Raw genomic sequence first — 23,194 nt, forward strand, 5'->3', positions numbered from 1 at the left:
CCACCCCCGATCTATTTTGAGCGATAGTGCGCTAATTGTAATCGACGCTACGCTGACCCACTGACATGAACAACGATGGGCACCGGGACAGCGACGGCAAGAGCCTCGGCGACTACCCGAGGCCGTCGGTGGCCGTGGACACCGCAGTTCTCACGCTGGGTTCCGAACCTGGCTTGGTGGTGGTGCAGGTTCCGCGGCGCGACAGCAGAGGCTGGGCCTTGCCGGGCACGTTCCTGCACGAAGGCGAGGTACTCGCCGAGGCGGTCAACCGGTCGCTGGGCGAGAAGGCCGGCATACGCGGCTTGCAGCCACGACAACTGCACGTCTTCGACGCGCCGAACCGCGATGATCGTGGCTGGGTGCTCTCGGTCGCGCACGTCGCCGTCGTCCCGCCCGGGCGGCTGGCTGGGCGATTGCCTGCGACCCGGCTGATGCCGGTGGGCGCCCCCGGCCGATTGGTCTACGACCACCGCGCGATCATCGAGATGGCTGTCGAAGAGGTTCGCGCGAGGTACGCGATCGCCCCCGACCCCGACCGGTTGTTGGGGGACACGTTCACGCTCCGCGATCTACGGCTGGTGCACGAGGCGGTGGCGGGGGCGCCGCTGCAGCGCGACACCTTCCGCCGCGCCATGGAACATCAGCTCACGGCCACCGGGGATCGGATCGCGATAGGCCGCGGCAGACCACCGGAGCTGTTCCGGAGGCGGTAGACGGGTCCGTCTACGGCATGTGGCCACGAGCCGGCTGTGAACGCATCGATTTCACAACCGCTACGGCACGCTCAGTGCACGAGACGGTCAAGGACCTGTGTCGCCGCGTTAACACCAGTCACATGAGTCACACCAGAAACAGCATATTTTTCTTCGGCGTGGCTTCGAGAGTTTGCCAGCGTTCAGGTATCTAATGACTCGGTGAGGGCGCTGCGGTAAGGTGGCTCCCCGGTTCAGCTATACGTACACCGCAGGAGTAATCACCGTGTCCATCAACCCGGTTACCCGCACACGGATCAGTCGTATTGCCTGGTCACTGTTCCGACACCCCGTCAAGAGCCGTGAATTTCCCGCCAAAGCAGAGCGTCTGATCACGCCCGACGAGCTCGTTCGGTTCGGCTTCTAGCGAATTTTGTCGCGTCCGTCGATCTGGGCACGGACGCGGCAACCCGCAATGTTGCCTTCCGTTACCGAATCGTGACCGTCACCGATCTTTGCTGAGCAGCCCCGAGTCACGGATCGCCTCGGCGAGTGGCTCGAGAACCGCGGGGTCGTAGGGCGGGGGCAGATAGATGATCGCGAGATCGAGGCCTTCCGCGCCGAGTGCGATGCAGTCCTCCATCAGCTTGCGATAGTTGCGCTCCTCGAGCCGCACATGCGACGAAAGCATGATCTCCTTGGGGTCGCGCCCGACGTCGGCGCAGTGCCGCTTCAACACGTCTCGCTTGCGGGCGAACTCCTCCGGTGTGCCGCCGACGTAGTTCCAGTGATCGGCGTACTGGGCGGTGATGCGCAGAGTGCGCTTCTCGCCGTTACCGCCGATGCAGATCGGCGGATGCGGCTGCTGCGGCCCCTTCGGCTCGTTGCGGGCCTCGCTGAGCTGGTAGAACCGGCCGTCGAAAGTGGTGGTCTCCTGGGTCAGGAGACCTTTGAGCACCTGGCAGGCCTCTTCGAAGCGGTCGAACCGCTCCTTGATGCTGCCGAGTTCGATGCCGTAGGCGCCGGACTCCTCCTCGTTCCAGCCGGCGCCGATACCGAGCTCGAGGCGGCCGTTGGAGACGATGTCGAGGGCCGAGGCCATGTTGGCGAGCACGGCCGGGTGCCGGTAGTGGATGCCGGTGACGAGCACACCGACGCGCAACCGGGTGGTGGCCTGGGCCAGCGCGGTGAGGGTGATCCAGCCCTCCAGACAGGGTCCGGTCGAGTCGGAGAAGATCGGATAGAAGTGATCGAAGGTCCAGCCGGACTCGAAGACGTCGATGTCGTCGGCGGCCTGCCAGATAGCGAGCATGTCCGACCATGTGGTGTTCTGCGGGGATGTCTTGAAGGCGAATCTCACTATGTCGACTCTAGGACGCGTCGATGAGTTCAGCACTTGATCCGGGTCAGCATGCACATGATCGATATGACCTCGGCGTGTGCGAGCGCGGCGGATCTGGTGCGGACCGTCGGCGATGACGAGTTGACGGGGCCGACGCCCTGTTCGGAGATGAGCGGCGTTGGTGTCGCACCTGGGCGGTCTGGCGGCGGCGTTCACGGCGGCCGCGGCCAAGCAGTTCGGTGACCTGACCGACTCCCCACCGGCGGTGAGCGAGCTGCTCGACGACGGCTGGCGGGTCTCCTACCCGCAGCGGCTGATGGCGATGGCCGCAGCGTGGGGTGACCCGGCAGCGTGGGAGGGGATGTCACGTGCCGGCGGGGTGGACTTCCCCGCCGATGTCGGGGGCAGGATCGCGTTGACGGAGGTGGTGGTGCACGGGTGGGATCTGGCCCGCGCCACCGGCAGGCCGTACGCGGTGGACGACGACGTCCTGCGGGCAGTGCTTCCGCACGTGACGGAGTTCGCCTCCGGGGCGCCGGTCGAGGGATTGTTCGCCGCGGCGATACCGGTGAACGACGATGCGCCACTGTTGGATCGGGTGATCGCACTCACCGGACGGAACCCGGCCTGGAAGCCCTAGGGGGCGACGAGCGACATCAATTCCGTTCCATCGTCGGACAATTGGACCAGTGTGGTGTTGATTCGCCAGACTTGCGCATCGGAATCGACGCCCGCCTGAATAGTCCACAGGCTGTTGCACGTCGCCAGATCGACTGCCTTGGCGACGCGACCGCTATCGGGATCGAGAACCCGCAGTACCGTGACCGTGCCGTCGGTGCCGAGATAGTTGCCGTAATTGTGCTCGCACGTGGGCCCCTGCTTGCCGGTGCGCAGATCGTATTGCGTCCACTTCGGGAACGAGCTGCCGCCGCCCGCGTTGACCAATAGACGCGTGCCGATGAGGACCGTGTCAGGCTCGGCTCCGTCGGAACTGATGCGAGCTAACGGATCACCTCTCTGCGTGTAAACCGTTGTACCGGAGGGTTTCACCATTATGGGCACATCCCGCGAACTGGTGGCCAGCCGTCCTCCACTCTCGAGGTGTCCCACCTGTTGCGCCTGCGCGTTATAGAACAGAACCTCGTCGGGGTCAGCGAGTCTCCCGGAAGGTCCTGCCTCCGTCGCGAAGCCTCCCGGGTAGACGACTGCATCGAGGGTTTGCCTCTCCGGGCCGAGATCGGGACTGAGGACCTTGCCGTCGACAAGGCTGAAAGCCACTTTGCGCACAGTCGCCGGACCGCCGACGCCTTGGGTTGCGATCGTGGGATCACCGAGGTCGCTCTGCGCCCGGTACCGCTGATCGACGTCGCCGTGTCCGCCGACGAACCACGTGAGCTCCGCGCGATTCCCAATACCGGACACACCGCGCCCCTGCTCGGAGGCAATGGCGTAGATACCCACCTGGTCGACACCGTTGTGACCGGGGTTCTGCGTCAACGCTGTCGGTCCTCGGAAGGTGACAGCTCCTGTCTCGGCGTGGATGGTCCACGCGATCGTAGAGGTTCCGTCGAGCCGCAGACACAGCAAGGCGTTTGGGCCGTTCAGGAAACAATCTGGCCGATAGATGGTGTCCGACGCCAGAGGGACGGGTGGGAACAGTGGCCTGCCCCTGGCAACGTCGACGCCGACCAACCACCAGTCATGATCGTCGAGTCGCGAAGCGAGGAAGTACGCCTTGTTGTCGAGGTAGCCGATCAATGGCTTCGACTGTCCGACCGAAGGAGCAGTGACGAACATGGTGTCGGGTGGAAGTCCGAGATCTGCTGCAGACAAGCGCCATCCAGTTACTGGCTGGGCGCGCATAGACGGAAGGAGTATCTGCGGTGGTGGATTCCACGCACCGCGCGATTGGGAAGGGCGAGAATGTTGCCACCACAGGAGGCCAGCCACGACCGCGGCGATCAGTGCCGTGATTGTCGCGACCAACCCGACGCGCGTCCGGCTCATTCGCCGCGATCCGCGTAGTGGGCGAACACCTCGGCGGCTTCCTGCTGAACTGTTGTCGGCGAGGGCAACCCGAGCGTGCGCTCTATCCATGCGCCCACTCCGAATCGGTCGTGGCCACGGCGGGCGAGATTCTCCGCGATGATGGCGTGCATGCCTGCGAGGGCCCTTCTCTGAGCGAGATTTGCGATGCGGAGAATTTCAGCCGCCAGGTCTGCTTCGGTTCTTGTCGCGACACCGGGGGAGAGATCAACTCGATCCACCCGTCCTGCGAACGTTGCTGTGACACTGATGTATCCGTCCGGACTGGTCGTAGTGAACATAAACGTCGGTGCGCCAGCGTCCTTTGCAGGACTGCTGGCCAGGAAGTCGAGTACCCCTATGACCGAATCATCGTCGTCGAGGTACGGATCATCGCCCCAGGAATTCATCAAGAGTCACAGGCCGCAGGCGCCGATGTTGCGGCCACTCACCCAGTCCGCGTTCTCGTAGTTGTCGGCCGCATTATTCAATCGTTCGTTCAGATCATGGCCGAGCCGATACTGCGTGGTGATGGCGTCCATACGCGCAGACTCCGCATTCGATACCGCCATGTTCACAGCTGCCGAGACAACGCCGTGAGTCGTCCACAATCGATCCCCGAGACCTTCGGCAACAGCCTGCCGAGCAGAACGAAAGCGCCCGCTTGCGGCTTCCTGTTTGTGAGCCAGCTCGCGAACATGCTCGGTCAGAACGCGGAGATTCATTTCTAGCTCAGACACTGCGTCTTCTCACTCCCCGGTTCCGGTGTTCGTCGTTTTCGGCACAGGTGGTGTGTCCTGCTGTCGATCCCTGCTGGCGCTGACTGGCACGCTTTCCCCTCTCGAACTCGACGCAGCACCGGAAGCAGCTGAGGGGCCGCCATTGCTGACGCGCCGGTCATCAGACGGGCTCGTGCCGGCGGGCGCCCAGGTGTTCGATGCGCGCGGGAGCCTCTGTGGCCCGGCAACGGCTGACCCGGATGGCTGCGCGGCGGGCCTGGGCGCCGCTGCGTACGGTGTTACTGGCGGAGTCGGCGTGGGAACGGGGTTCGGGGGCGTATAGGGCGTGTTCGCCTGCGTTCGATTCGGCAGTGTCGCGCCGGGCGCGTGTTCGTCGCCGAACGGGTCCCCGCATTGGCCAAACTTGTCCGGGACCACTTCGTCGGCAGCGCCGTGGTAACGCTGCAGTAGCGCATTGATTCGCGACGCGCGTCCAATCGAACTCGCTCCGAGTTCGGCGGTCGTGATCCGAGCCTCAGTCGTTTGTTCGAGCGCGACCGCGGTGTCGGCGGCCATTTTCACCTGACCTAGACCCGGCACCTTGCTCATCCAGGCGGTTGCCGAGTCGAAGTCAGAGAGAAAATCCCACTTGTCCTGAAGCAGGCGCCGCGCCTTGGCCACCTCGTCAGCGTTCGTTTCGATTTCTGCGTGGAGCACCTTGTCAGCCTCGGCGATTTCGAACGTCTGGTGTCGATGATCGCTATTAGCCGATGAGTACGCATCTGCCGCCGTTCCGTTCCACCGGTCGGACTGGGGATCGGCGTACACAAGGATCTCGCCGGCGTCGTTCAATTCCTCGGCCGACGTGCCGAGACCTTCGGCTCGTTCGGGATCGCCGATGCCCATAGTGAGTTTCATCGCGTCGATCTGCAGCTGACCTATCAGCAGCGGAGGAGACGTCGCGTACCCGATGCCGGCCACCTGCAGGGTGGTGCCGACGGCGTCGAGGGGGTCCAGCACTCTCGATATGGACCCGAGTCCGTCGATGCCGTCGAGAAACTTCTTGGCATCGTCGACCACGTCGGCGAGCTCGTCCCAGAGGCCCATGGTGGAGTGGTGCACCCCCTTCCGTTGGAAAAACACTAACAACCGGACAAGAGGGGTCTTGACACGAATTTCTCTCCTCGGATAGGGGCACACTGGTGGTATGGATCCGGTCACTGCTCTGCGCCAGATCGCCTACTACAAAGACCGTGCGCGCGAGGACCCACGCCGAGTGATGGCCTACCGCAACGCCGCCGACGTCGTCGAGGCGCTCACCGACGCGCAGCGGGAGAGGCACGGCGCCGCCAACAGCTGGCAATCGCTGCCCCGGATCGGACCCAAGACCGCCAAGGTCATCGCCCAGGCGTGGGCCGGGCAGGAGCCCGACGTGCTGGTCGAGTTGCGGGGATCTGCAGAGGATCTCGGCGGCGGTGAGATCCGGGCAGCGCTGCGCGGGGATCTGCACGTGCACTCGAACTGGTCGGACGGCTCGGCGCCCATCGAGGAGATGATGCTCGCCGCCCGCGACCTCGGTCACGAGTACTGCGCATTGACCGACCACTCACCGCGCCTGAAGATCGCCAACGGGCTCTCACCCGATCGACTCCGCCACCAACTCGCCGTCATCGACGAGGTCCGCGAAACCGTCGCTCCCATGCGCATTCTCACCGGGATCGAGGTCGACATCCTCGAGGACGGCTCACTCGATCAGGAGCCCGAACTGCTCGAGCGGCTCGACGTCGTCGTGGCCAGCGTGCATTCCAAGCTGGCGATGGATGCCCCTGCCATGACCCGGCGCATGATCACGGCCGTCACCAACCCACACGCCGACATCCTCGGGCACTGCACCGGCCGACTGGTCACCGGCGGACGAGGAATGCGCCCGGAGAGCAGCTTCGACGCTGACGCCGTGTTCACGGCGTGCCGCGATGCGGGCACCGCGGTGGAGATCAACTCGCGGCCGGAACGGCGCGATCCGCCGACCCGATTGCTCACCCTCGCGATGGACATCGGCTGCGTGTTCTCCATCGACACCGACTCGCACGCACCTGGCCAACTCGATTTCCTCGGCTACGGCGCCCAGCGCGCGCTCGATGCCGGGCTGACTGCCGAGCGCATCGTCAACACCTGGGATGCGGACACTCTGCTCGCCTGGACGCGAGCCTGACGCGTCAATCGGGCAGCATCGGCATCTCCCAGCCGGTGTCCCGGCCCACCAGAACTCCCCGCGTCACGGCGGCATTGCCGTAGCGTCCTCGCACCTGGTCGATCGCCGCGTCGATGCTCGTCGTGTCCGCGGCGAGTTCGCAGTGCGAGAACGGCAGCTCCATCTGCTGCGCACCGTCGCGGTCGATGTTGCACACGGCGAACCCCACCAACGTCAGGCCCCGCTCGGCGATCAACGGCGCCGCGGCTGCCACCAGGGCCCGGGCCGCCTGCAGGATCGCGTCCGTCGACGCCGTGGCCCGGGGCAGCGTGTGAGACCGGGTCACCCGGCCGAAATCGTCGAACCGCAGGCGCAGCACCACGGTGCGTCCCGTCCGGTCGGCCGCCCGCATGCGCCGGGTGATCCGATCGACCAGGTTGACCACGACTGCATCCACCTCCGCCGGCGACATCGTGTTGCCGGCCCGCCCCAGCGCGCGCTGGGCTCCCACCGATCGGCGGCGCTGCCCCGTCACCACCCGACGGCGATCCTGATTGCGCGACAGGGCGAACAATTGGCGGCCCATCGCCCCGCCCACCATCGATCGCAACGTGGCCTCGTTCAGTTCGGCGACGTCGGCGACCGTGTCGATGCCGTGCTCGTGGAGCTTGGCTGCGGTCTTCGCCCCGACGCCCCACAGCCGGCGCACCGGCAGTGGGTGGAGGAAGGCGAGCTCCCGATCGGGCGGCACCAGCAGCAGGCCGTCGGGCTTGGCTTCCTGACTGGCCACTTTGGCGAGGAATTTGGTGCGCGCGATCCCGACGGTGATCGGCAACCCCACCTCGTCGCGCACCCGTTCCCGCAGCCGTGCGCCGACCTGCACCGGTGTGCCCGAGACCCGGCGCAGCCCGGACACGTCGAGGAAGGCCTCGTCGATCGAGAGGGGCTCCACGGCCGGCGTCGTATCCCGGAACACCGCGAACACCGCCTCGCTGGCCTGTGAATACGCCGACATGCGTGGCGGCACCACGATGGCCTGTGGACACAACGCGCGGGCCTGCCGACCGCCCATGGCCGTCCGCACCCCGAACGCCTTGGCTTCATAGCTGGCTGCCAGCACGACGCCGGCGCCCACGATCACCGGCTGACCGCGCAGCGCAGGGTTGTCCCGCTGCTCCACCGACGCGTAGAACGAGTCGAGATCAGCGTGGAGGATGCTGGCTTCCCCGGACACGAACACATGTTCGCATCGAGGGCCGACAGAACGGCCGAACAGCTAGTCCGAGTCGCCGTAGATGCTGGTGGTCCAGATGTGCACGAGGTTGTCGAGCACCCGGTGATCGGGGACAGCAGGCTGCTGGCCGACGAACGTGGCCGCCATGACCGACTCGTTCATCAGGTTGAGCGCAGTCGCCAGTTCGATCGCGGGCACCGTCACCGGCGCCGCACCGGCGGCCCGCTCCGCCTCGATGACGGTCGCGGAATGATCGATCCAGCGCTGCATCGACCGCGCCCACATCTCGCGCGCGGCCGAGTCCGTGCTGCGCACTCCGACGGTCGCCGCGCACACCGCACGGTGGGCGCCGAAGGTGCGCACGAACACGTCGATACCGCGGCGCCAGAACGCCCGGCGATCCACGGGCCGCGTCGCGATGATCTCGGCCAGTGCCGCGTCGGCCTCGGCGATCACCCGCTCGAGCAGTGTGAGCAGGACGGCATCTTTGGAGGGGAAGTAGAAGTAGAATGTGGGCCGCGAGATCCCGGCGCCCTTGGCGAGGTCGTCGACCGAGATCTGGGCGAGGGGGCGGTGCTCCAGCAGCCGCTCGGCGGTCTCCAGGATCGCCAATTCCCGGTCGTCACCGGACGGGCGCGAACTGCGCCGGCCGCGGCCGGCACGCGCATGGCTGGTGGTGGTCACTCCCTGAACTTTACACTCTGTTGAGATTGTCGACGCGGTGTTGACTGACTCGACGCGGCGTTGATAGCTTGCCTCCATGACCGAGTTCGTCGACGTCGTCATCGTGGGAGCCGGCATCTCCGGCATCAGCGCCGCATGGCACCTGCAGGATCGCTGCCCCGGCACCAGCTACGTCGTCCTCGAGCGGCGGGCCCACCTCGGCGGTACCTGGGACCTGTTCCAGTACCCCGGAATCCGCTCGGACTCCGACATGTTCACTCTCGGCTTCCGGTTCAAGCCGTGGACGTCGAACAAGGCCATCGCCGACGGACCGTCGATCATGGCCTACCTCGAGGAGACGGTCACCGAATTCGGGATCGACAAGCACATCCGCTACGGGCACACCGTCACGAATGCCGACTGGTCCGACGACGAGAGCCGCTGGACGGTGACCGTCGACCGCGACGGTGAACAGGTCGAGATCTCCGCCCGCTACCTGATGGCCTGCAGTGGCTACTACAACTACGACCAGGGTTATGCCCCGGAGTTTCCGGGGGCCGCCGATTTCACCGGTCCGATCGTGCACCCGCAGCACTGGCCCACCGATCTCGATTACGCCGGCAAGCGCATCGTGGTGATCGGCAGCGGTGCCACCGCAGTCACTTTGATTCCCGCCCTTGCCAATTCCGGTGCCGGACATCTGACCATGCTGCAGCGATCGCCGACGTTCATCGCCGCGCTTCCCGACGTCGACCCGTTCACCGTCGCGACCAACAAACGCCTGCCCGCCAAGGCCGCCTATGTGTTGAACCGCTGGAAGAGCATCCTCGCCCAGTCCGCGCAGTATCAGATCGCCCGGCGCTTCCCCGACTTCTTCCGCAAGCAACTCCTGACGATGGCCCGGCACCGGCTGCCCGAAGGATTCGACGTCGACAAGCACTTCAACCCTCGCTACAACCCGTGGGACGAGCGAGTGTGCCTGGCTCCCAACGGAGATCTGTTCAAGACCATCCGCGCGGGCAAGGCCGACATCGTCACCGACACCATCGATCATTTCACCGAGACGGGCATCGCGTTGTCGTCGGGCAGGCACCTGGATGCCGACATCATCGTCACCGCAACGGGATTGAACCTCCAGCTCTTCGGAGGTGCGACGATCTCACGTAATGGCGAGCCGCTGGTGCTCAACGAGTCGATGGCCTACAAGGGCATGATGCTGACGAACATGCCGAACATGGCGTTCACCATCGGCTACACCAACGCGTCGTGGACGCTGAAGGCCGACCTCGTGTCGGAGTTCTTCTGCCGTGTCATCAATCACATGCAGGACAAGGGTTACGACACCGTCGAGCCCAGGCATCCCGGTTCCACCGTCGACGAAGCGCCGCTGATGGACTTCACGCCGGGATACGTGCTGCGCGCACTGGACTATCTGCCCAAATCCGGCTCGCGCACCCCCTGGCGGCTCAAGCAGAACTACCTGCTCGACCTGCAACTGATCCGGCGCGGCAAGGTCGACGACTCCGCCCTCGAGTTCACCAAACACCGCGCGGCAGTACGCAGTTCCGCATGATCAGCCGGCGACGACGACGATCCCGTCGTCGTCGCTGTAGGCGATGTCACCCGGGGTGAACACCACACCGCCGAACTCGACGGCCTCGTCGCGCACGCCGTCGCCGGTCTTGGTGCTCTTGCGCGGGTTGGTGCCCAGCGCCTTGATGCCGATGTCGAGGGTCCGCAACGTCGAAGCGTCCCGCACCGCCCCGTTGATGATCAGCCCGGACCAGCCGCTGGCCCGGCCCAACTCCGCGATCACGTCGCCCACCAGTGCGGTGTGCACAGACCCGGACCCATCGATGACCAGCACGCCACCGTCGCCGGGCTCCGAGAGGACCGATTTGAGCAGCGCATTGTCCTGAAAACAGCGCACGGTGGTGATCGGGCCGGCGAACTCGGTGCGCCCACCGAACTGACGCATCTGCAGATCACAGCTGCGCACATCGGGGCCGATCTCGTCGACCAGGTCAGCGGTGGGGCGCGGAGTCACAGTCACCGCGCCATTATGCCGCGGCCTCAATCCTGATTGCGCCGTGCGGCGAGCAGAACCACGACCAGCGCGAGAATCCCGGTGACGGCCGCGGCGGCGAGAGGTAGACGAGCCGACCGGGACTCCTCCCGGCTGACGGGCACGGGGGCCGTGACGGCGGGGCTGGCTGTCGCGACAGTCGATTTAGCCTGCGCAGCAACCTCTTTGGCGGCAGTGGCCAATGCGTCGGCGTCCTGCGGCGGGAGGACCTTCTCTGCCGGAACCTTCTTCGCCGGGGCTTTCTTGGCGGGCGCCTTCTTCGCCGGCGCTTTCTTGGCCGCTACCTTCTTCGCCGGCACCTTCTTGGCGGGCACCTTCTTCGCCGGGGCCTTCTTGGCGGGTGTCTTCTTGGCCGGAACGGCTGCGGGATCGCCGTCGGGGGGCGAAGCATCCGATCGGTCTTCGGGCCGATCCGACTGCTCCATGTCACCGCTCCTTCGACTGTCCAGGCCTGCGCGTCAATTCATCATGCCAGGCCCGCCTGCCCGTCGGTGTGCCGTGTCAGCCGGTCACCGCGAGCGTCGCCGCCGCAGCCAGCGTGACCGCCATCAACCCCAGCTCGGTGTAGGCACGGGTGCGCGAGAGCCCGGCGCTGGACCGGTGGGCCCGCGCGTCGGGCAACCAGGACGCGCGATTGCGCAAGGCCAGCACCAGAAGGACGGCTGTGAGCGCCACCTTCGCGCACAGCACCCTGCCCCACCCGCTCGACACCAGCTGCGTGGGTGTCTCGAGTACCGCCAGGCCTGCCACCACACCGCCGATGAGCAGCACAGCGACGCTCGCCAGCGACAGCTGGGAGAAACGCGGCAGCACCCGCGCCCACTGCCCCCGGTGCGACACGGTGAGCACCAGTGCCGCGAGCGCTCCACACCAGACGGCTGCAGCGAGCGTGTGCACTGCGACAGCGACACCGCCGACCGCGTCCTCACCCAGGTGCCCCGTCAACGGGTGGCCCACCACACCGATGGCGGCGACCCCCGCCGTGGCGGCCGCCACCGGTGCGGTCCGCGGCGCGAACGCCGCCGCGACGCCGACCGCTGCCGCGGCGATGATCGTCACCAGCGCGGCACGCCCGGGAGCGGTGTCGACGCTGAAGTCCCACACGATGTGCAGACCGACGCCGGCGACGCTGCGGCCCGCCGCCTCAGCGGTCGCCAGGACGAGCCGCAGCAGCTCAGCCGCCAGCCACACCGCCGAGGCGGCCAGCAGCGGCGCGGTGGCGCGTCGCAGCAGCTCATCGCGATGCCGTGGGCCATCGAGCGCGGGCACCACCGACAATCCCACGGTCACCACCGCGGCGCTGTCGGCGACCGCCCGGACCAGTGCTGTCGACAGCGACGCCCCCGGGAAGGCCAGCGCCCACGCCAGCACGCAGGCCGCGGCGGTGACGAGCAGACCGCCCGCCGCCGCCCTGCCACGCGTCATGATCTGCGGCGGACCGCCCACACCGCACCCGCGGCCACCACGGCGAGCGCGCCGACCACGAACGGCCACGCCGGCGGCCCCGCAGGCGAGTCCGGAGCAGCTTCCGACGCAGTCGGTGTCGGCGACGGCGCGGCCGCCCCGGACGCGGCCGGCGTGGGGGGAGCTGCGGGCGCACCAATCGACACCTGGAACGGCCACGACCCCGTCACGACGTGACCGTCAGCTGATGTCGCCCGGTAGTTGACCGTGTAGGTGCCGGCGGGCGCGCCGGAGCGGACCCCGACGCTGATCACGGCGCCGTCGACTGCGGGTTCGCCGTCGGCCCACTGGGTGCCGTCCGGGCCGACGACCGTCATCGCGGCGAACTCGGGTTGCATCGTCTCGCTGAACGTCGCGCTGACCCGGGTGGGGGCCTGGGGCAGGACAGCGTTGTCGGCGGGATCGCCGGCGAGGCGGGCGGCGTGCGCCCACGCCGGACCGGCGTTGATCAGCGCGGCCAGGACGAGGACCAGTCCGGTTGCCGCGATCGCGAAGAGGTGGGCGAGCCGCGGCTGCCCACGGTGAAGTACGTGCATTCGTTTGTCTGCTTCCTGTGTCGGTTCTGTCGGGATCGGGGTCAGCCCGCGACGGGCGGACCTCGATGCGACATCGACGTGGCGAGCAGCAACTCCGCGAACAACGGTTGGTCGGCAGCACAGAGGACGCGTTCCGGGGTGTCGGAGACCGTCGCCTCCGCCGGGACGGCGGTCCGCCGCACGACGCGGCCCAGCAGCCGGCAGAGCCGCTCGCCGGCGTTGATCAGCAGGGCACCCACCAGGACTGCGCCCACGTGCGCGGCGAGCATCGGCCCATGGGTCGCGGCAGCGGCGTGAGGGTGGCCGACCGCGAGCACCGCGTGGCCCACGAGCTGTCCCGCCGACAGCAGAAGGGCCATCGGACCCACATTCCGGGCACGGGGGGTCGCCGTCGCGACCGCGCCCACCGTCACCCCGACGAGCAGCAGCCCGACCATGCCGGGGCCGACGGCCAGATGGCCACCGCCGGTCGCGTGAGCGGCCAGCGACAGCGCCGCCGTCACCAGGCCCGCAGCGCCGCCACGCAGCAGGACCGGCTGGCGGGCGTCGGGCATGGTCTGGGCCGGGTTCTCGAGTGGGGCTCAGGCCACGCCGAGGCGTGCCAACAGATCGGCGTCGATACCGTCGAGCTGCTGGGCGATGGCCGCGTGGGCCGGCTTGCGGCGAGCGGGCGGCATGCTCTCAGCGGCCGTGACCGCGGCCGCCAGATCGGTGAGGCGCTCGCTGATCGCCGCGGCGAACTGTTTGGTCTCGGCGTCCTTCGGCTTCTTCTCGGTCAGCTGGCGCAACGAATGCTCCGCCCCGGCGATCCGTGCGGACAGCTCCGCACCGTGCCCCGAGAACTGCCCGAGCTGGCTGACGGGAATGCCAAGGCGGTCGGCGCGACGCTCGTCGATCAACCCCCGAGCGGAGATCGACGCGCGGTACACCAGCGGGATCACGACCGGCGCCAACAGTCGCGACACCGTCAACGCCCTGCGAATCTTCGTGGGAGTGAACAACTTTCCTTCACGAGCGGCCTTCAGCTGAGTTTCGGCCACCTTCAGCGCGGCGCGATCGCTGTCGCGTTGTGCCCGCAGCTGCGCCCGCAGCGCCTTCGCCGCGGACTTCTGCTCGGCTTTGAAGCGGCGTACCTCGTTCTTGGCCGAGAGCTTGGCCTCCAGCTTCGCCTTGGTCTTGATCGCGCGTCTCTCGGCTCTGCGAGTGGCGCGGGACTTACGTCGCTTGAACAGACTCATCCCTGGGCCCTCTCCACTCTCTCTAGCCGGCGGTGACCCACACTAGCGTCCGCCTTCCGGTGATGAACCGCCTGGAGGGCAGGGACCGCTGTGCGAGAATCGAACATCACCCGGGACCTCCTTCCGCCCGACGCCCGGGAAGGTGGTGACGACGTGGGTCCGCGAGCGCGCAGAGCCGTAGCCGCCTGTCTGACCGCGGGTGGGCTCTGGGTCTGCGGCTCCGGCGCGACGGCATCTGCCGAGCCTGCCGACGCGACCGGTCCCGCCGCCTCCGGCGAACGCAGCCAGGACCCGCCGCGGGTCAACCGCCCCCCGGCAGCGGAGGAGCCGTCGAGCCGTCGTGGGCTCGGCACGAAGTGGCGCCGCCCCAACCGCGTCGTCCACCGGCAGGATCGTGATCCCAACGATCCCTGCTGCGACAACGGCGGTAAGGACTGTGGTCCGGGCTGGCCCTGGCCGCCGTCCGATCCCGACGATCCGGAACCACCCGGCATCCCGGCACCCTCGGAGCATGGTGGCGTCAGCGATCGACCGGTGGTCGCGCCGCGCCCCGGCGGGATCGGCACGCCCGGTGTGGGCGCACCCCAGACACGGCCTCCGATCGAGCTGCCCTTCGACCCCGACGTACTCGACGTCGTGCCGGGCGTCGGACTGCCGGCGACCGGGGCGGGCGCGCCGATCACGCTGCCGGTGCTGCCGGTCGTCGCACCGGCAGCAGGAGCGGGGCCGGGTATCGGTGCTCCGCGAGCTGTCGAGGCCCCGCCGGCACCGGCCGCCCCGCCCCGCGTCGCACAGGAACCGCCCCCGGCCCGGCCGGTCGAGCCGGTGGAGAACGCCCTCGCCGGGTCCCGGCCACCGGCGCCGACCCGGGTCGGTTACGGCGACACGTTGCGCACCGCAGGCACATCGCAGCTGGCCGCGCTGGCGTTGCCCGGCGTCGTCGGCATCCTGATTCTGACGGCGCTCGGCGGTGTGGTCGGCTACCGCCAGGCCAAGGCCGGGCAGACGGTTCGTGCCCGCAGCACAGCGCGATTCATGAACTGAGACGATATGCGTGCCGGCTTGGGGTAAGCGGCGCATAGTAAAGCTGTCGCCAATGGGGTCCGACGAGTCGGAGAGGGTCTGAGAGGGGGGCGCGATGCCTGCGAGTCGCCACGTCACCCGTGCGGTGGGGGAGGTGCTCGACCTGGCCCCGCGGCACGGGGAGATCACCTTGCCGCGTCTGGTCCAGGCGGTCAGCGAACACCGAGGCCGCTCCATCGAACTCACCACCGCCGAACTGCCGCCCGGCGTCTGCGGTCAATGGCGCCAGTACACCGATCACGACGTGTTCCTGATTCAGCAGGGTCTGCCCGCCTGGGATCGCACCCTCGCCCACGAACTCGGCCATCTGGTGCTCGGGCACGAGGGCATTCCGGTCGCCGAGGCGGCCCGCGACAGCACCGAGCTGGCCAGTTCGGAGCTGATCGGTTACATGCTCAACCAACGCACCGGATGCATGGGTCCCGCCGGCGAGGACGCCGAGCAGGAGGCGGAGGACTTCGCGGCGCTGTTGATCTACCGGCTGGGCCGGTTGCCGTCGGATCGGTCGTCGATCGTCCAGGTGCGCCTCGGAGAGGCGTTTGGTTGATCGTCTGGGTGATCGCCGGTCTCCTGGGGTTGGCGACCGGACTTCGCATCGGCTGGGCGCTGGTCAACAAGCAGTCTCTGGTCAGCTCCGCGATGATCCTGGCGCTGGGCAGCCTCGGGGTGGTCGCAGCGCTCAATTGGCAGCCGTTGGCGCTGCTGATCGACACGCTGCTGCACTGGCCGAACATCGCGATGGGACTCAGCCAGGTGGCGCTGATCGCCTGCGCCGCGGGCAGCTGCGTGATGATCACCACGGTGTCGAGCAACCGGTCGCCCGCTGCCGCCAGGAAGATCGCGATGGTGCAGTACGGGGTCGCCGGGGCGATCGCCGTGGCCAGCCTCGCGGTGTTCTTCGCAGCGGGCCGAGGCACCGAGATGGCTCCCCGCGAGTATCTGCGGCGCAGCCTCGGCGGTGAGGGAGCGTCTCTGCCGTGGTTGTTGCCGCTGCTCTACGTGATGCTGGCACTGAGCCTGGTCGCGTGGGCGGGACTGCGGCACAGCAACAGGACCCGCCGGGGACGAGCGCTGTTCGTGTTCACCGTCGGCATCGCCCTCATCGTCGCGGCGTCCGCGTTCTTCCTGCTGCGTGCGGTCGGCACCAGTGGCGCGGTCGGGGTGGGCGCGGCGGCCACGCTGCTGGGCGCGGCGATGTTGATCGTGGCGGCGGGCTCGCTGCTGCCGAGCCTGGAGGACTGGTTCGGCGCGCGGCGTGAACTGCGCATCATCCGGCCGATCCTGACCGAACTCGGACGTCGTCACCCCGACGTCGGCATCGGAGTCCGCCCGCGCGGACCGCTGGTGTTCCGGGTGGCCGAGCGCATGTCGCTGATCTCCGATGCGCTGTTCCTCGAGGCGACCGCCGCAGCGGGCGCCCTGCGCCGCGTCGACGCCGGCTCGGCGGGAACCGACTCCGCAGAGGGGGACGAGCCCGACGGGCACACAGAGGTGCGGCCGCCCGACGTGACGCCGGTGGAGCAGGCCGCTGCGATCGCGGCGTGGATCGCCGAGCAGCAGGATTTCCCCGGTCTGTCGTGGCTACGACAGCCGGCCAGCTATTCCGACCGCGAATGGATCCTGGAAATCGCCCGTCAGTACCGTGCTCTCGACTCGGGCGGCTCGTAGGCCCGCCTTCGCCGGTCCGACCCGCGGAAGCGGGTCAGGCTACACGTCGAGGTTCTCTTTACGCCGCAGCTCGTCGACCTTCTGAACGATGTCCTGTTTCGCCTCGGCCGACAGGCCGACCGTGCGGGCTGCGATGCGGCGAACACCCTCGTCCCGCATCCCGGCGAGCAGCGTCAGCTCCTTGTCGAGCTTCTCGTAGTACTCGTCGTCGGTGAAGTACGCCGGCTTGATGCGGAAGAAGTTGGCAAGCGCGGCCATCGTGGCGACCGAGGGATTGGTTCGGTTGCCAGAACGCAGCTGCGACAGGTAGGGCGCAGACATGGTGACGCCTTCGGCCTTGAGTGCGGCGATCACCTCGGCCGAGGTGTGGGGGCCACGTCCGGGCGGGTAGACGGTGTCGAACAAGCGATTCAGGCGAGCGGCAAACGTGTTGCTCATGGGATTGACCTCCACATACTGACGAGCGTTTTTCAGGGGCGGCGTATTTGCTGATCATCGTAGCGACAGATGTGTCCACAACCAAGTGCAAACCACGGAAAAGTAAACCAGGGCTTGCGTCGCTGGCCGCCGCTGCTGCTGTGAACGGCGTGGACGCGGTATCTGCCACGGGCGGGGCACGATGCAGCTAGGCAAATAATAACGCCTCCGTAGCAAGGGTACGTGCGGCTTTCCCGGACGGGTTGCCCGCGCAGGTGACCAGAAGGTGGTTGGCAACCACGCGCCACGGGGCGAGGCGAACACACAGGAATTTGCTAGGTGTTCGGTCTGTCACGATCCCGACCGGATCGTGAGCCGCGCTGCACGCCCGGTGATGCGCAAACCGCGGCGGCCGCCACCGTCGCTGACAGTGCCACGCTGTCAGTAGCCAATGGCACCGGGCGAGAAGTCTTCCCGGCTGGTCAGGCGGCCAGCAGCATCGCGAGAATCGCGGTATCGGGATGGCTGATCGGATCGAGACCCACTCGGCTCACCATCGATGTGACGGTGCCGTCGGACTCGGCCTCGACCCAGGCCGCGCGGTGTTCGAGACCCAGATGGGGCAGCCCGGGCAGCAGGACGCACCCCGACGCCGCCCCTGTGCACTCGGGCAGCGACGGCGTGGTCTCCGACGGGGGATGCAGCATCAGCAGCGCGGGCGGCTGCCGTTCTGCGAAGTGCCCGGGCGCCACCGCGGCATCCCCCACGACCGTGCCCTCGGCCACGACCAGCCCCACCGTTCCCGGCTCCGGCTCGTCGGGCAGTTCCTCGCGCGCTCCGAAGATCGTCGTGGTGGACAGCAGGCCCGGCAGCGACGCGACACGCACCGCGACCATCAACAGCTGCGCCCACTCCTTCGTCGAATCAGGCCACCGGCCCGACACGACGAAGCCCTTGAGGGACCCACGCGAATGAAACGGTGCGATCTCGATCGCCCGACCGGACCCGAAATCCATCTCGCCTCCCGGCATCGGTGAGCAACAGCCAGACACGTCTGTGGGTCGATTCGCTCAGGATGCGGCAGCCCTCGGCAAGCACGCAAGTGGACACGGCGCATCGATACCTCGCGGACACAAAACCGGCCCGGTCCACGAGGACCGGGCCGGTGACGGGTGTGGTGTCACGCAGGCGGGTAGACACCCATCTGCTTGCCCTTGTCGGTCTGCCAGAAGATGTCGGAGATCTCGTCGATGGTCTTGAGCAGCTTCTCCGCGACAGCGGCGTCCAGAGACTTCTTGACGTCGCCGGCGCCGTGCACGCCGTCCCAGAACAACTGGTGCAGGTTGGGGAACTGCTCGAAGTGCTCCTTGGTGAAGAAGTCGGCCCACAGCACCATCAGGTGATGCTTGACCTCTTCGGCCTGGCGCTCCTTGATGATGATCGCGCGGGTCTTGAAATGGTCGTCATCCGAATCGTGGTACTTCTGAATGGTTTTCAGGCACGACATCGCCTCGATCTTGGCCTGGGCGGGGTCGTAGACGCCGCAGTACAGATCGCAGTGCGCATGGGCAGGAGTGGCATTGGAGAACACGGAGTCGAAGAGTCGATGCAGCATGGCTTTAACTTACCCTCAAGATCATGGGGCTTAACCTCGGACGGCCGGTATTTCCGCACGGTCCGCCGGTGCGTCGGTTCCTGGTGGTCGAGGACTCGATGCGGCCGACGTTGCAGCCGGGGGACGGCCTGCTCGCGCTGCGCTGCCGACACATGAGCTCCGGCCAACTACGCGTGTTTCCCGACCCGTCGCGCTCGTCGCGCTATCTGGTCAAGCGGGTGGGCCGAGTGCGCCGCGATGCGGGTGGTCTGATGTTCGAGGCGGTGTCCGACAACGCCCACGCGCCGGGCGTGGTCGATTCTCGAACGTTCGGCTGGATCGCCGCCGATCGCAGCTACCGGGTGGTGTGGACCGTGCGCCGGGCCGGCCGCCGTCCCACGTGACTCAGAACAGGACGATGAGCGCCAGAACGGCGAGCAACACCAGCGCGATCACGCCGGCCCTCATGAAGGCCATCAACTGACTGCGGGTGTAGGCGCGCGACGACGACTGCCACTCCGACGGCGGAAACGCCGAGCCCGGCCCTGTGGATGATTGGGCCATCAGATGCTCCTCACCTGCACGTTGATGCTGCTGCCCCCACGTGCGCACCCCAGTGACATCTGTCACAAACGAACCATGTGATCGCGATCATAACCTCATTTGTCCTACTCGGAAAAATCGGCCGGACATCAGCGGCAGCGTCGTCGAAATCGTTAGGCGGCCGAGACATTTCGCTCAGTTCGTTTCCTGGACTGGCAACCGGCTGTGAATTCTCGGGATGTTTCGGCGCGCGATCATCCACAGCCCGCCGAGACGGCGCTGACAATTGCCCTCACAGCCTGTGGATGAACCTGTGGAATCTGTGGATAGGTCGGTGCCGGGATCGATTTCGCTGCCGACCGGGCGCGGTGGTGCCGCCGACCCGGAACATGTCAGCATGGCCACATGGACCACACCGGGGTGAGGCAAGCGGGCGTCGGCGAGATCCCGGCCGAGTTCGACACCGGATCGGACGGCCCCGTCCTGCTCGACGTCCGTGAGGACGACGAGTGGCGGCTCGGGCACGCCCCGGGCGCGCGGCACATCCCGATGAGCGAGGTGCCTGCCCGGATGGCCGAGATTCCGGCCGACGCCGAGCTGTACGTCATCTGTCACGCCGGTGGTCGGTCCCAGCGCGTCGCCGACTACTTGGTCCGCAACGGCTATCAGCCGGTTAACGTCAGCGGCGGGATGTCGGCCTGGGCCGGTGCGGGCCGACCGGTGATCACCGATGACGGCCGTCCGGGCACCGTCTGATCCTGGTGTCGGGCTCCTTCTGATCAGCCTTTCAGCCGGCGACATTAAGCTGGCCGGATGATCCAGGTGTGCTCCCAGTGCGGGACGCGATGGAACGTGCGTGATCGGCAGCGGGTCTGGTGCCCACGCTGTCGGGGCACGTTGCTCGCCCCGGGGAGCTCGGCACCGGCACCGGAATGGGGTCGGCGTGACCCTGCGCCCGCGCAGCGGCGGCCCACCCCCGGCCTGCCGCCGGGCTTCAAGTGGATCGCCGTGCGGCCCGGCGCGCCCCCGGCGCCGCGCCCTCCCCGCCGCGATCTCGGCCCGACGCCCCGGTATTCGGTGATCCCGAGGTGGGGTCTCGTCGAGCACTTCGACACCCCCGCCGAGGAGAAACCGGTACGCACCGGCCCCTCCCTGACCGCGGTACAGATGACCCTGGTGACCACCGCTGCGGTGCTCGGCGCCGCCGCATTCGTGCACCTGATCCGCTACGTGCTGCTGATCGTCAACCGCACGGTGCTGCTCAATCCGTGGGTGGCCGGTATCGCCACCTGGGGCGGCGTGGCGGTGAGCGTGGTGGCCCTGTTCACCACGGTGGCCAGCATCCTGCTGTTGACGCAATGGCTGGTGAGCCGGCGCGCCGCCGCCTACGCCCACCACGGGCAGGACGATCCTCGCCCGGCCTGGATGCTGCGGTTGTGCTGCCTTCTGCCGCTGGTGAACCTCTTCTGGGCGCCGGTGTTCGTGCTCGAACTGGCACAGGTCGAAGGCCGGCAGAACTGGCTGAGACGACCCATCTCGGTGTGGTGGGTGGTGTGGGTGGTCAGCACCGCGGTGTCGGTGTTCTCGATCGCCACCAGCTTCACCACCGACCCTCAGGGCATCGCCGACAACACCGTCACCACGATCGTGGCCTACCTGTTCGCCGCGGGGGCTCTGCTCCTGGTGCTGCAGGTGTTCCTGGGCTTCGAACGCCAGCCGGTGGAACGGCCGTCGAAGCGGTGGTTGATGGTCACGGCACCGGCGGTGGCCGAAACTCCCGGCGACGATCAGGCGCGTGCGGTTGAGCCGGAAGGGCAGAACCCGGCAGCATAGCCCTATGAGTTCCGGCGGGACGTCCGACGGCCACCCGTTCGTGGTGGCTCACCGTGGCGCCTCGGCCGATCTGCCCGAACACACCAGAGCGGCCTATGCGCGGGCGCTCGACGAGGGTGCCGACGCGGTGGAATGCGATGTGCGGTTGACCCGCGACGGGCACCTGGTGTGCGTGCACGACCGTCGGCTGGACCGCACGTCGACGGGCAACGGACTGGTCAGCGAGATGACCCTGGCCCAGCTGCGGGAACTCGATTACGGCTCCTGGCATCCGAGTTGGCGTCCCGACGGCAGCCAGGGCGACACCGGGCTGCTCACTCTCGACGATCTGGTGTCGCTGGTCCTCGACTGGAACCGGCCCGTGAAGATGTTCATCGAGACCAAACACCCCGTCCGCTACGGCGCACTGGTGGAGAGCAAGGTGCTCGCGCTGCTGCACCGGTACGGCATCGCCTCACCCGCGTCGGCGGATCTCTCCCGGGCAGTGGTCATGTCGTTCTCCGCCGCGGCGGTCTGGCGGATTCGGCGGGCGGCTCCGCTGTTGCCGACGGTGCTGCTGGGCGAGACGTCCCGATTCCTCGGGGGCAGTGCGGCGACGACGGTCGGCGCGACCGCGGTCGGCCCGTCGATCGCCACGTTGCGCGAGCATCCCGAACTGGTGGACCGTGCCGCGGCGCAGGGACGTGCCCTCTACTGCTGGACCGTCGACCACTACGAGGACGTGCAGTACTGCCGTGACCTCGGGGTGGCGTGGATCGCGACCAACCATCCCGGGCGCACCAAGGACTGGCTGCAGAACGGCCTGAAGGGCGCGGGTCGCGACTGACGGTCAGGGGTTCGCGGCATCGAGCACGTCCTGCGGGATCGGTGCATCCGACGCCAGCGCGGAGAACAACTGCTGCGCCGCCTCGCTGTCCCACACGACGATGGAACCGGAGCCGTTCTCGGTGAACTCGCCGATCGGCACCGTGATGTTCTGCAGGTCGCCGCGCAACGCCCAGCCCAGCCGCGCGAGATCCCACACGTGGTCGCCGTCGGCGACGGTGACGGTGTCGGCCGCCGCGGTGGCCATCGGGTACCAGCGCAGCGGGTTCAGCAGCACCGACGGGCTGACCGCGCGGTGCACCAGCGTGGACATGAAGGCGCGCTGATTGGCCATCCGGTCGAGATCGGCGCGCGGGGTGGCGCGGCTGCGCACGAACCCGAGTGCCTGCTGTCCGTCCACGTGTTGGCAGCCGGCGGGCAGGTCGATGCCGGCCAGCGGATCGTTGACGGGTTCCGGTGGGCACACCGTCACGCCGCCGACCGCGTCGACGAGACCCGCGAAGCCGCCGAAACCGATCTCCGCGTAGTGGTCGACGCGCAGTCCGGTGGCCTGCTCGACCGTCTGGGCGAGCAACGCCGGGCCGCCGAGGGAGAAGGCGGCATTGATCTTGTCGCTGTCGTATCCGGGGATCGGCACGTACGAGTCCCGGGGGATCGACACCATCGTGGCCGGGGTGCTCGACCCCAGTCCGGGCAGATGGACCAGCAGGATCGTGTCGGTGCGGCTGTTGCCGAGGTCTCCACCGGTCGCGAGCTCGGCTTGCTGTTCGGGGGTCAGATCGGAGCGGCTGTCCGAACCCACCAGGAGCCATGTCGTCCCGGCCCCCTGCGCGGGCCGGTCCGCGTAGTCCGTCAGAGCCGGGACGCGCCGCAGTGTGGTGTCGATCCAGACGCCGGCACCGAGCAGCGCCAGGACCGCCACCAGCAGTACGACCGGGATCACCCGTAGCCAGCGCCGCGGGCGGCGCGGGGGGCGTCGCGGCGGGGTCGGGGCCACAGGTGGGCGCGCAGCGGGTGGGCGCGCAACGGGTGGGGGTCGCC

Annotated in this window: 29 protein-coding genes; 11 read left to right on the plus strand and 18 right to left on the minus strand. The window is 67.8% G+C overall.

Going from position 1 to position 23,194, the window contains the following annotated elements; genetic code table 11:
• The first annotated feature begins 65 nt into the window (after positions 1 to 65).
• Positions 66 to 713: an NUDIX domain-containing protein gene (locus tag MHN84_RS22790; protein WP_241206787.1), complete on the plus strand. Its 648-nt coding sequence runs from the start codon at positions 66 to 68 to the stop codon at positions 711 to 713.
• Positions 714 to 1,197: 484 nt separating this feature from the next.
• Here the strand turns inward: MHN84_RS22790 and MHN84_RS22795 are convergent, their stop codons facing one another.
• Positions 1,198 to 2,052, minus strand: a complete 855-nt coding sequence (locus MHN84_RS22795; RefSeq protein ID WP_241206788.1) for a TIGR03560 family F420-dependent LLM class oxidoreductase — start codon at positions 2,050 to 2,052, stop codon at positions 1,198 to 1,200.
• Between the two features lie 163 nt (positions 2,053 to 2,215).
• On the opposite strand from MHN84_RS22795, the gene MHN84_RS22800 reads away from it, so the two are divergent.
• The gene (locus MHN84_RS22800; RefSeq protein WP_308192980.1) at positions 2,216 to 2,674 is read left to right on the plus strand and encodes a TIGR03086 family metal-binding protein; all 459 of its coding nucleotides are present in this window, start codon (positions 2,216 to 2,218) and stop codon (positions 2,672 to 2,674) included.
• Here MHN84_RS22800 and MHN84_RS22805 read toward each other — a convergent pair.
• From MHN84_RS22805 to MHN84_RS22820, 4 genes are all read right to left on the minus strand, one after another.
• Positions 2,671 to 3,831, minus strand: a complete 1,161-nt coding sequence (locus MHN84_RS22805) for a hypothetical protein (RefSeq protein WP_241206789.1) — start codon at positions 3,829 to 3,831, stop codon at positions 2,671 to 2,673. The two genes, MHN84_RS22800 and MHN84_RS22805, sit on opposite strands and share 4 nt — an antisense overlap.
• Before the next feature lie 206 nt (positions 3,832 to 4,037).
• Positions 4,038 to 4,469, minus strand: coding sequence for a hypothetical protein (locus tag MHN84_RS22810; RefSeq protein ID WP_241206790.1), 432 nt, complete (start codon positions 4,467 to 4,469; stop codon positions 4,038 to 4,040).
• 6 nt (positions 4,470 to 4,475) lie between these two features.
• Complete coding sequence (locus tag MHN84_RS22815) at positions 4,476 to 4,799, minus strand: type VII secretion target (protein WP_241206791.1); 324 nt, start codon at positions 4,797 to 4,799, stop codon at positions 4,476 to 4,478.
• Between the two features lie 9 nt (positions 4,800 to 4,808).
• The gene (locus tag MHN84_RS22820) at positions 4,809 to 5,885 is read right to left on the minus strand and encodes an EspA/EspE family type VII secretion system effector (protein WP_241206792.1); all 1,077 of its coding nucleotides are present in this window, start codon (positions 5,883 to 5,885) and stop codon (positions 4,809 to 4,811) included.
• Between the two features lie 100 nt (positions 5,886 to 5,985).
• Here MHN84_RS22820 and MHN84_RS22825 point away from each other — a divergent pair, with 100 nt between their 5' ends.
• Positions 5,986 to 6,990: a PHP domain-containing protein gene (locus MHN84_RS22825; protein WP_241206793.1), complete on the plus strand. Its 1,005-nt coding sequence runs from the start codon at positions 5,986 to 5,988 to the stop codon at positions 6,988 to 6,990.
• A gap of 4 nt (positions 6,991 to 6,994) precedes the next feature.
• On the opposite strand, the gene dinB is transcribed toward MHN84_RS22825, so the two are convergent.
• Together dinB and MHN84_RS22835 are read right to left on the minus strand one after the other, a co-directional pair.
• The gene (gene dinB, locus MHN84_RS22830; protein WP_241206794.1) at positions 6,995 to 8,209 is read right to left on the minus strand and encodes a DNA polymerase IV; all 1,215 of its coding nucleotides are present in this window, start codon (positions 8,207 to 8,209) and stop codon (positions 6,995 to 6,997) included.
• Between the two features lie 36 nt (positions 8,210 to 8,245).
• On the minus strand, positions 8,246 to 8,887 hold the full coding sequence (locus MHN84_RS22835) for a TetR/AcrR family transcriptional regulator (RefSeq protein WP_241206795.1): 642 nt from the start codon (positions 8,885 to 8,887) through the stop codon (positions 8,246 to 8,248).
• A 76-nt stretch (positions 8,888 to 8,963) separates the two neighbouring features.
• On the opposite strand from MHN84_RS22835, the gene MHN84_RS22840 reads away from it, so the two are divergent.
• A complete protein-coding gene (locus MHN84_RS22840; RefSeq protein ID WP_241206796.1) occupies positions 8,964 to 10,439 on the plus strand; it encodes an NAD(P)/FAD-dependent oxidoreductase in 1,476 nt (491 codons plus the stop codon).
• Here MHN84_RS22840 and rraA read toward each other — a convergent pair whose 3' ends face one another.
• The 6 genes from rraA to MHN84_RS22870 all read right to left on the minus strand — a co-directional run bounded on the left by rraA (position 10,440) and on the right by MHN84_RS22870 (position 14,190).
• The gene (gene rraA, locus MHN84_RS22845) at positions 10,440 to 10,919 is read right to left on the minus strand and encodes a ribonuclease E activity regulator RraA (protein WP_241206797.1); all 480 of its coding nucleotides are present in this window, start codon (positions 10,917 to 10,919) and stop codon (positions 10,440 to 10,442) included.
• Between the two features lie 20 nt (positions 10,920 to 10,939).
• Positions 10,940 to 11,377, minus strand: a complete 438-nt coding sequence (locus tag MHN84_RS22850) for a hypothetical protein (RefSeq protein WP_241206798.1) — start codon at positions 11,375 to 11,377, stop codon at positions 10,940 to 10,942.
• Positions 11,378 to 11,453: 76 nt separating this feature from the next.
• Positions 11,454 to 12,377 carry a CopD family protein gene (locus tag MHN84_RS22855; RefSeq protein ID WP_241206799.1) on the minus strand — a complete coding sequence of 308 codons (924 nt, stop codon included), beginning with the start codon at positions 12,375 to 12,377 and terminating at the stop codon, positions 11,454 to 11,456.
• Positions 12,374 to 12,952: a copper resistance CopC family protein gene (locus MHN84_RS22860; RefSeq protein ID WP_241206800.1), complete on the minus strand. Its 579-nt coding sequence runs from the start codon at positions 12,950 to 12,952 to the stop codon at positions 12,374 to 12,376. Before MHN84_RS22860 ends, MHN84_RS22855 begins: the two co-directional genes overlap by 4 nt.
• Positions 12,953 to 12,993: 41 nt before the next feature.
• On the minus strand, positions 12,994 to 13,506 hold the full coding sequence (locus tag MHN84_RS22865) for a hypothetical protein (RefSeq protein WP_241206801.1): 513 nt from the start codon (positions 13,504 to 13,506) through the stop codon (positions 12,994 to 12,996).
• A 27-nt stretch (positions 13,507 to 13,533) separates the two neighbouring features.
• Positions 13,534 to 14,190, minus strand: coding sequence for a DUF6474 family protein (locus MHN84_RS22870; protein WP_241206802.1), 657 nt, complete (start codon positions 14,188 to 14,190; stop codon positions 13,534 to 13,536).
• Positions 14,191 to 14,343: 153 nt separating this feature from the next.
• Between MHN84_RS22870 and MHN84_RS22875 the strand changes: the two genes are divergently transcribed.
• The 3 genes from MHN84_RS22875 to MHN84_RS22885 all read left to right on the plus strand — a co-directional run bounded on the left by MHN84_RS22875 (position 14,344) and on the right by MHN84_RS22885 (position 16,941).
• The gene (locus MHN84_RS22875) at positions 14,344 to 15,234 is read left to right on the plus strand and encodes a hypothetical protein (RefSeq protein ID WP_241206803.1); all 891 of its coding nucleotides are present in this window, start codon (positions 14,344 to 14,346) and stop codon (positions 15,232 to 15,234) included.
• A gap of 94 nt (positions 15,235 to 15,328) precedes the next feature.
• Positions 15,329 to 15,820, plus strand: a complete 492-nt coding sequence (locus MHN84_RS22880) for a DUF955 domain-containing protein (protein ID WP_241206804.1) — start codon at positions 15,329 to 15,331, stop codon at positions 15,818 to 15,820.
• Positions 15,817 to 16,941 (plus strand): hypothetical protein, encoded by a 1,125-nt coding sequence (locus MHN84_RS22885; protein ID WP_241206805.1) that lies wholly within the window; start codon positions 15,817 to 15,819, stop codon positions 16,939 to 16,941. Before MHN84_RS22880 ends, MHN84_RS22885 begins: the two co-directional genes overlap by 4 nt.
• Positions 16,942 to 16,980: 39 nt before the next feature.
• Here MHN84_RS22885 and MHN84_RS22890 read toward each other — a convergent pair whose 3' ends face one another.
• From MHN84_RS22890 to sodN, 3 genes are all read right to left on the minus strand, one after another.
• Positions 16,981 to 17,379, minus strand: coding sequence for a helix-turn-helix transcriptional regulator (locus MHN84_RS22890; RefSeq protein ID WP_046363341.1), 399 nt, complete (start codon positions 17,377 to 17,379; stop codon positions 16,981 to 16,983).
• A 461-nt stretch (positions 17,380 to 17,840) separates the two neighbouring features.
• Positions 17,841 to 18,374 carry a peptidase gene (locus MHN84_RS22895; RefSeq protein WP_111512184.1) on the minus strand — a complete coding sequence of 178 codons (534 nt, stop codon included), beginning with the start codon at positions 18,372 to 18,374 and terminating at the stop codon, positions 17,841 to 17,843.
• A gap of 164 nt (positions 18,375 to 18,538) precedes the next feature.
• Positions 18,539 to 18,973 (minus strand): superoxide dismutase, Ni, encoded by a 435-nt coding sequence (gene sodN / locus MHN84_RS22900; protein ID WP_241206806.1) that lies wholly within the window; start codon positions 18,971 to 18,973, stop codon positions 18,539 to 18,541.
• A 98-nt stretch (positions 18,974 to 19,071) separates the two neighbouring features.
• Here sodN and MHN84_RS22905 point away from each other — a divergent pair, with 98 nt between their 5' ends.
• The gene (locus MHN84_RS22905; RefSeq protein WP_241206821.1) at positions 19,072 to 19,356 is read left to right on the plus strand and encodes a S26 family signal peptidase; all 285 of its coding nucleotides are present in this window, start codon (positions 19,072 to 19,074) and stop codon (positions 19,354 to 19,356) included.
• 1 nt (position 19,357) lies between these two features.
• Here MHN84_RS22905 and MHN84_RS22910 read toward each other — a convergent pair whose 3' ends face one another.
• Entirely contained in the window at positions 19,358 to 19,516 is a 159-nt protein-coding gene (locus MHN84_RS22910) for a hypothetical protein (RefSeq protein ID WP_241206807.1), read from the minus strand.
• A 384-nt stretch (positions 19,517 to 19,900) separates the two neighbouring features.
• Here MHN84_RS22910 and MHN84_RS22915 point away from each other — a divergent pair, with 384 nt between their 5' ends.
• From MHN84_RS22915 to MHN84_RS22925, 3 genes are read left to right on the plus strand one after another with little or no spacing between them, the layout of a single operon-like run.
• Positions 19,901 to 20,251 carry a rhodanese-like domain-containing protein gene (locus MHN84_RS22915; protein ID WP_241206808.1) on the plus strand — a complete coding sequence of 117 codons (351 nt, stop codon included), beginning with the start codon at positions 19,901 to 19,903 and terminating at the stop codon, positions 20,249 to 20,251.
• 57 nt (positions 20,252 to 20,308) lie between these two features.
• Complete coding sequence (locus MHN84_RS22920) at positions 20,309 to 21,328, plus strand: DUF4328 domain-containing protein (RefSeq protein WP_241206809.1); 1,020 nt, start codon at positions 20,309 to 20,311, stop codon at positions 21,326 to 21,328.
• 4 nt (positions 21,329 to 21,332) lie between these two features.
• On the plus strand, positions 21,333 to 22,154 hold the full coding sequence (locus tag MHN84_RS22925; protein ID WP_241206810.1) for a glycerophosphodiester phosphodiesterase: 822 nt from the start codon (positions 21,333 to 21,335) through the stop codon (positions 22,152 to 22,154).
• A gap of 3 nt (positions 22,155 to 22,157) precedes the next feature.
• On the opposite strand, the gene MHN84_RS22930 is transcribed toward MHN84_RS22925, so the two are convergent.
• Positions 22,158 to 23,194: LCP family protein (locus MHN84_RS22930; RefSeq protein ID WP_255730805.1), on the minus strand; the 1,037-nt coding region annotated here is incomplete at its 5' end.

The sequence above is a fragment of the Mycobacterium sp. PSTR-4-N genome, assembly GCF_022348085.1.
Lineage (GTDB): Bacteria > Actinomycetota > Actinomycetes > Mycobacteriales > Mycobacteriaceae > Mycobacterium.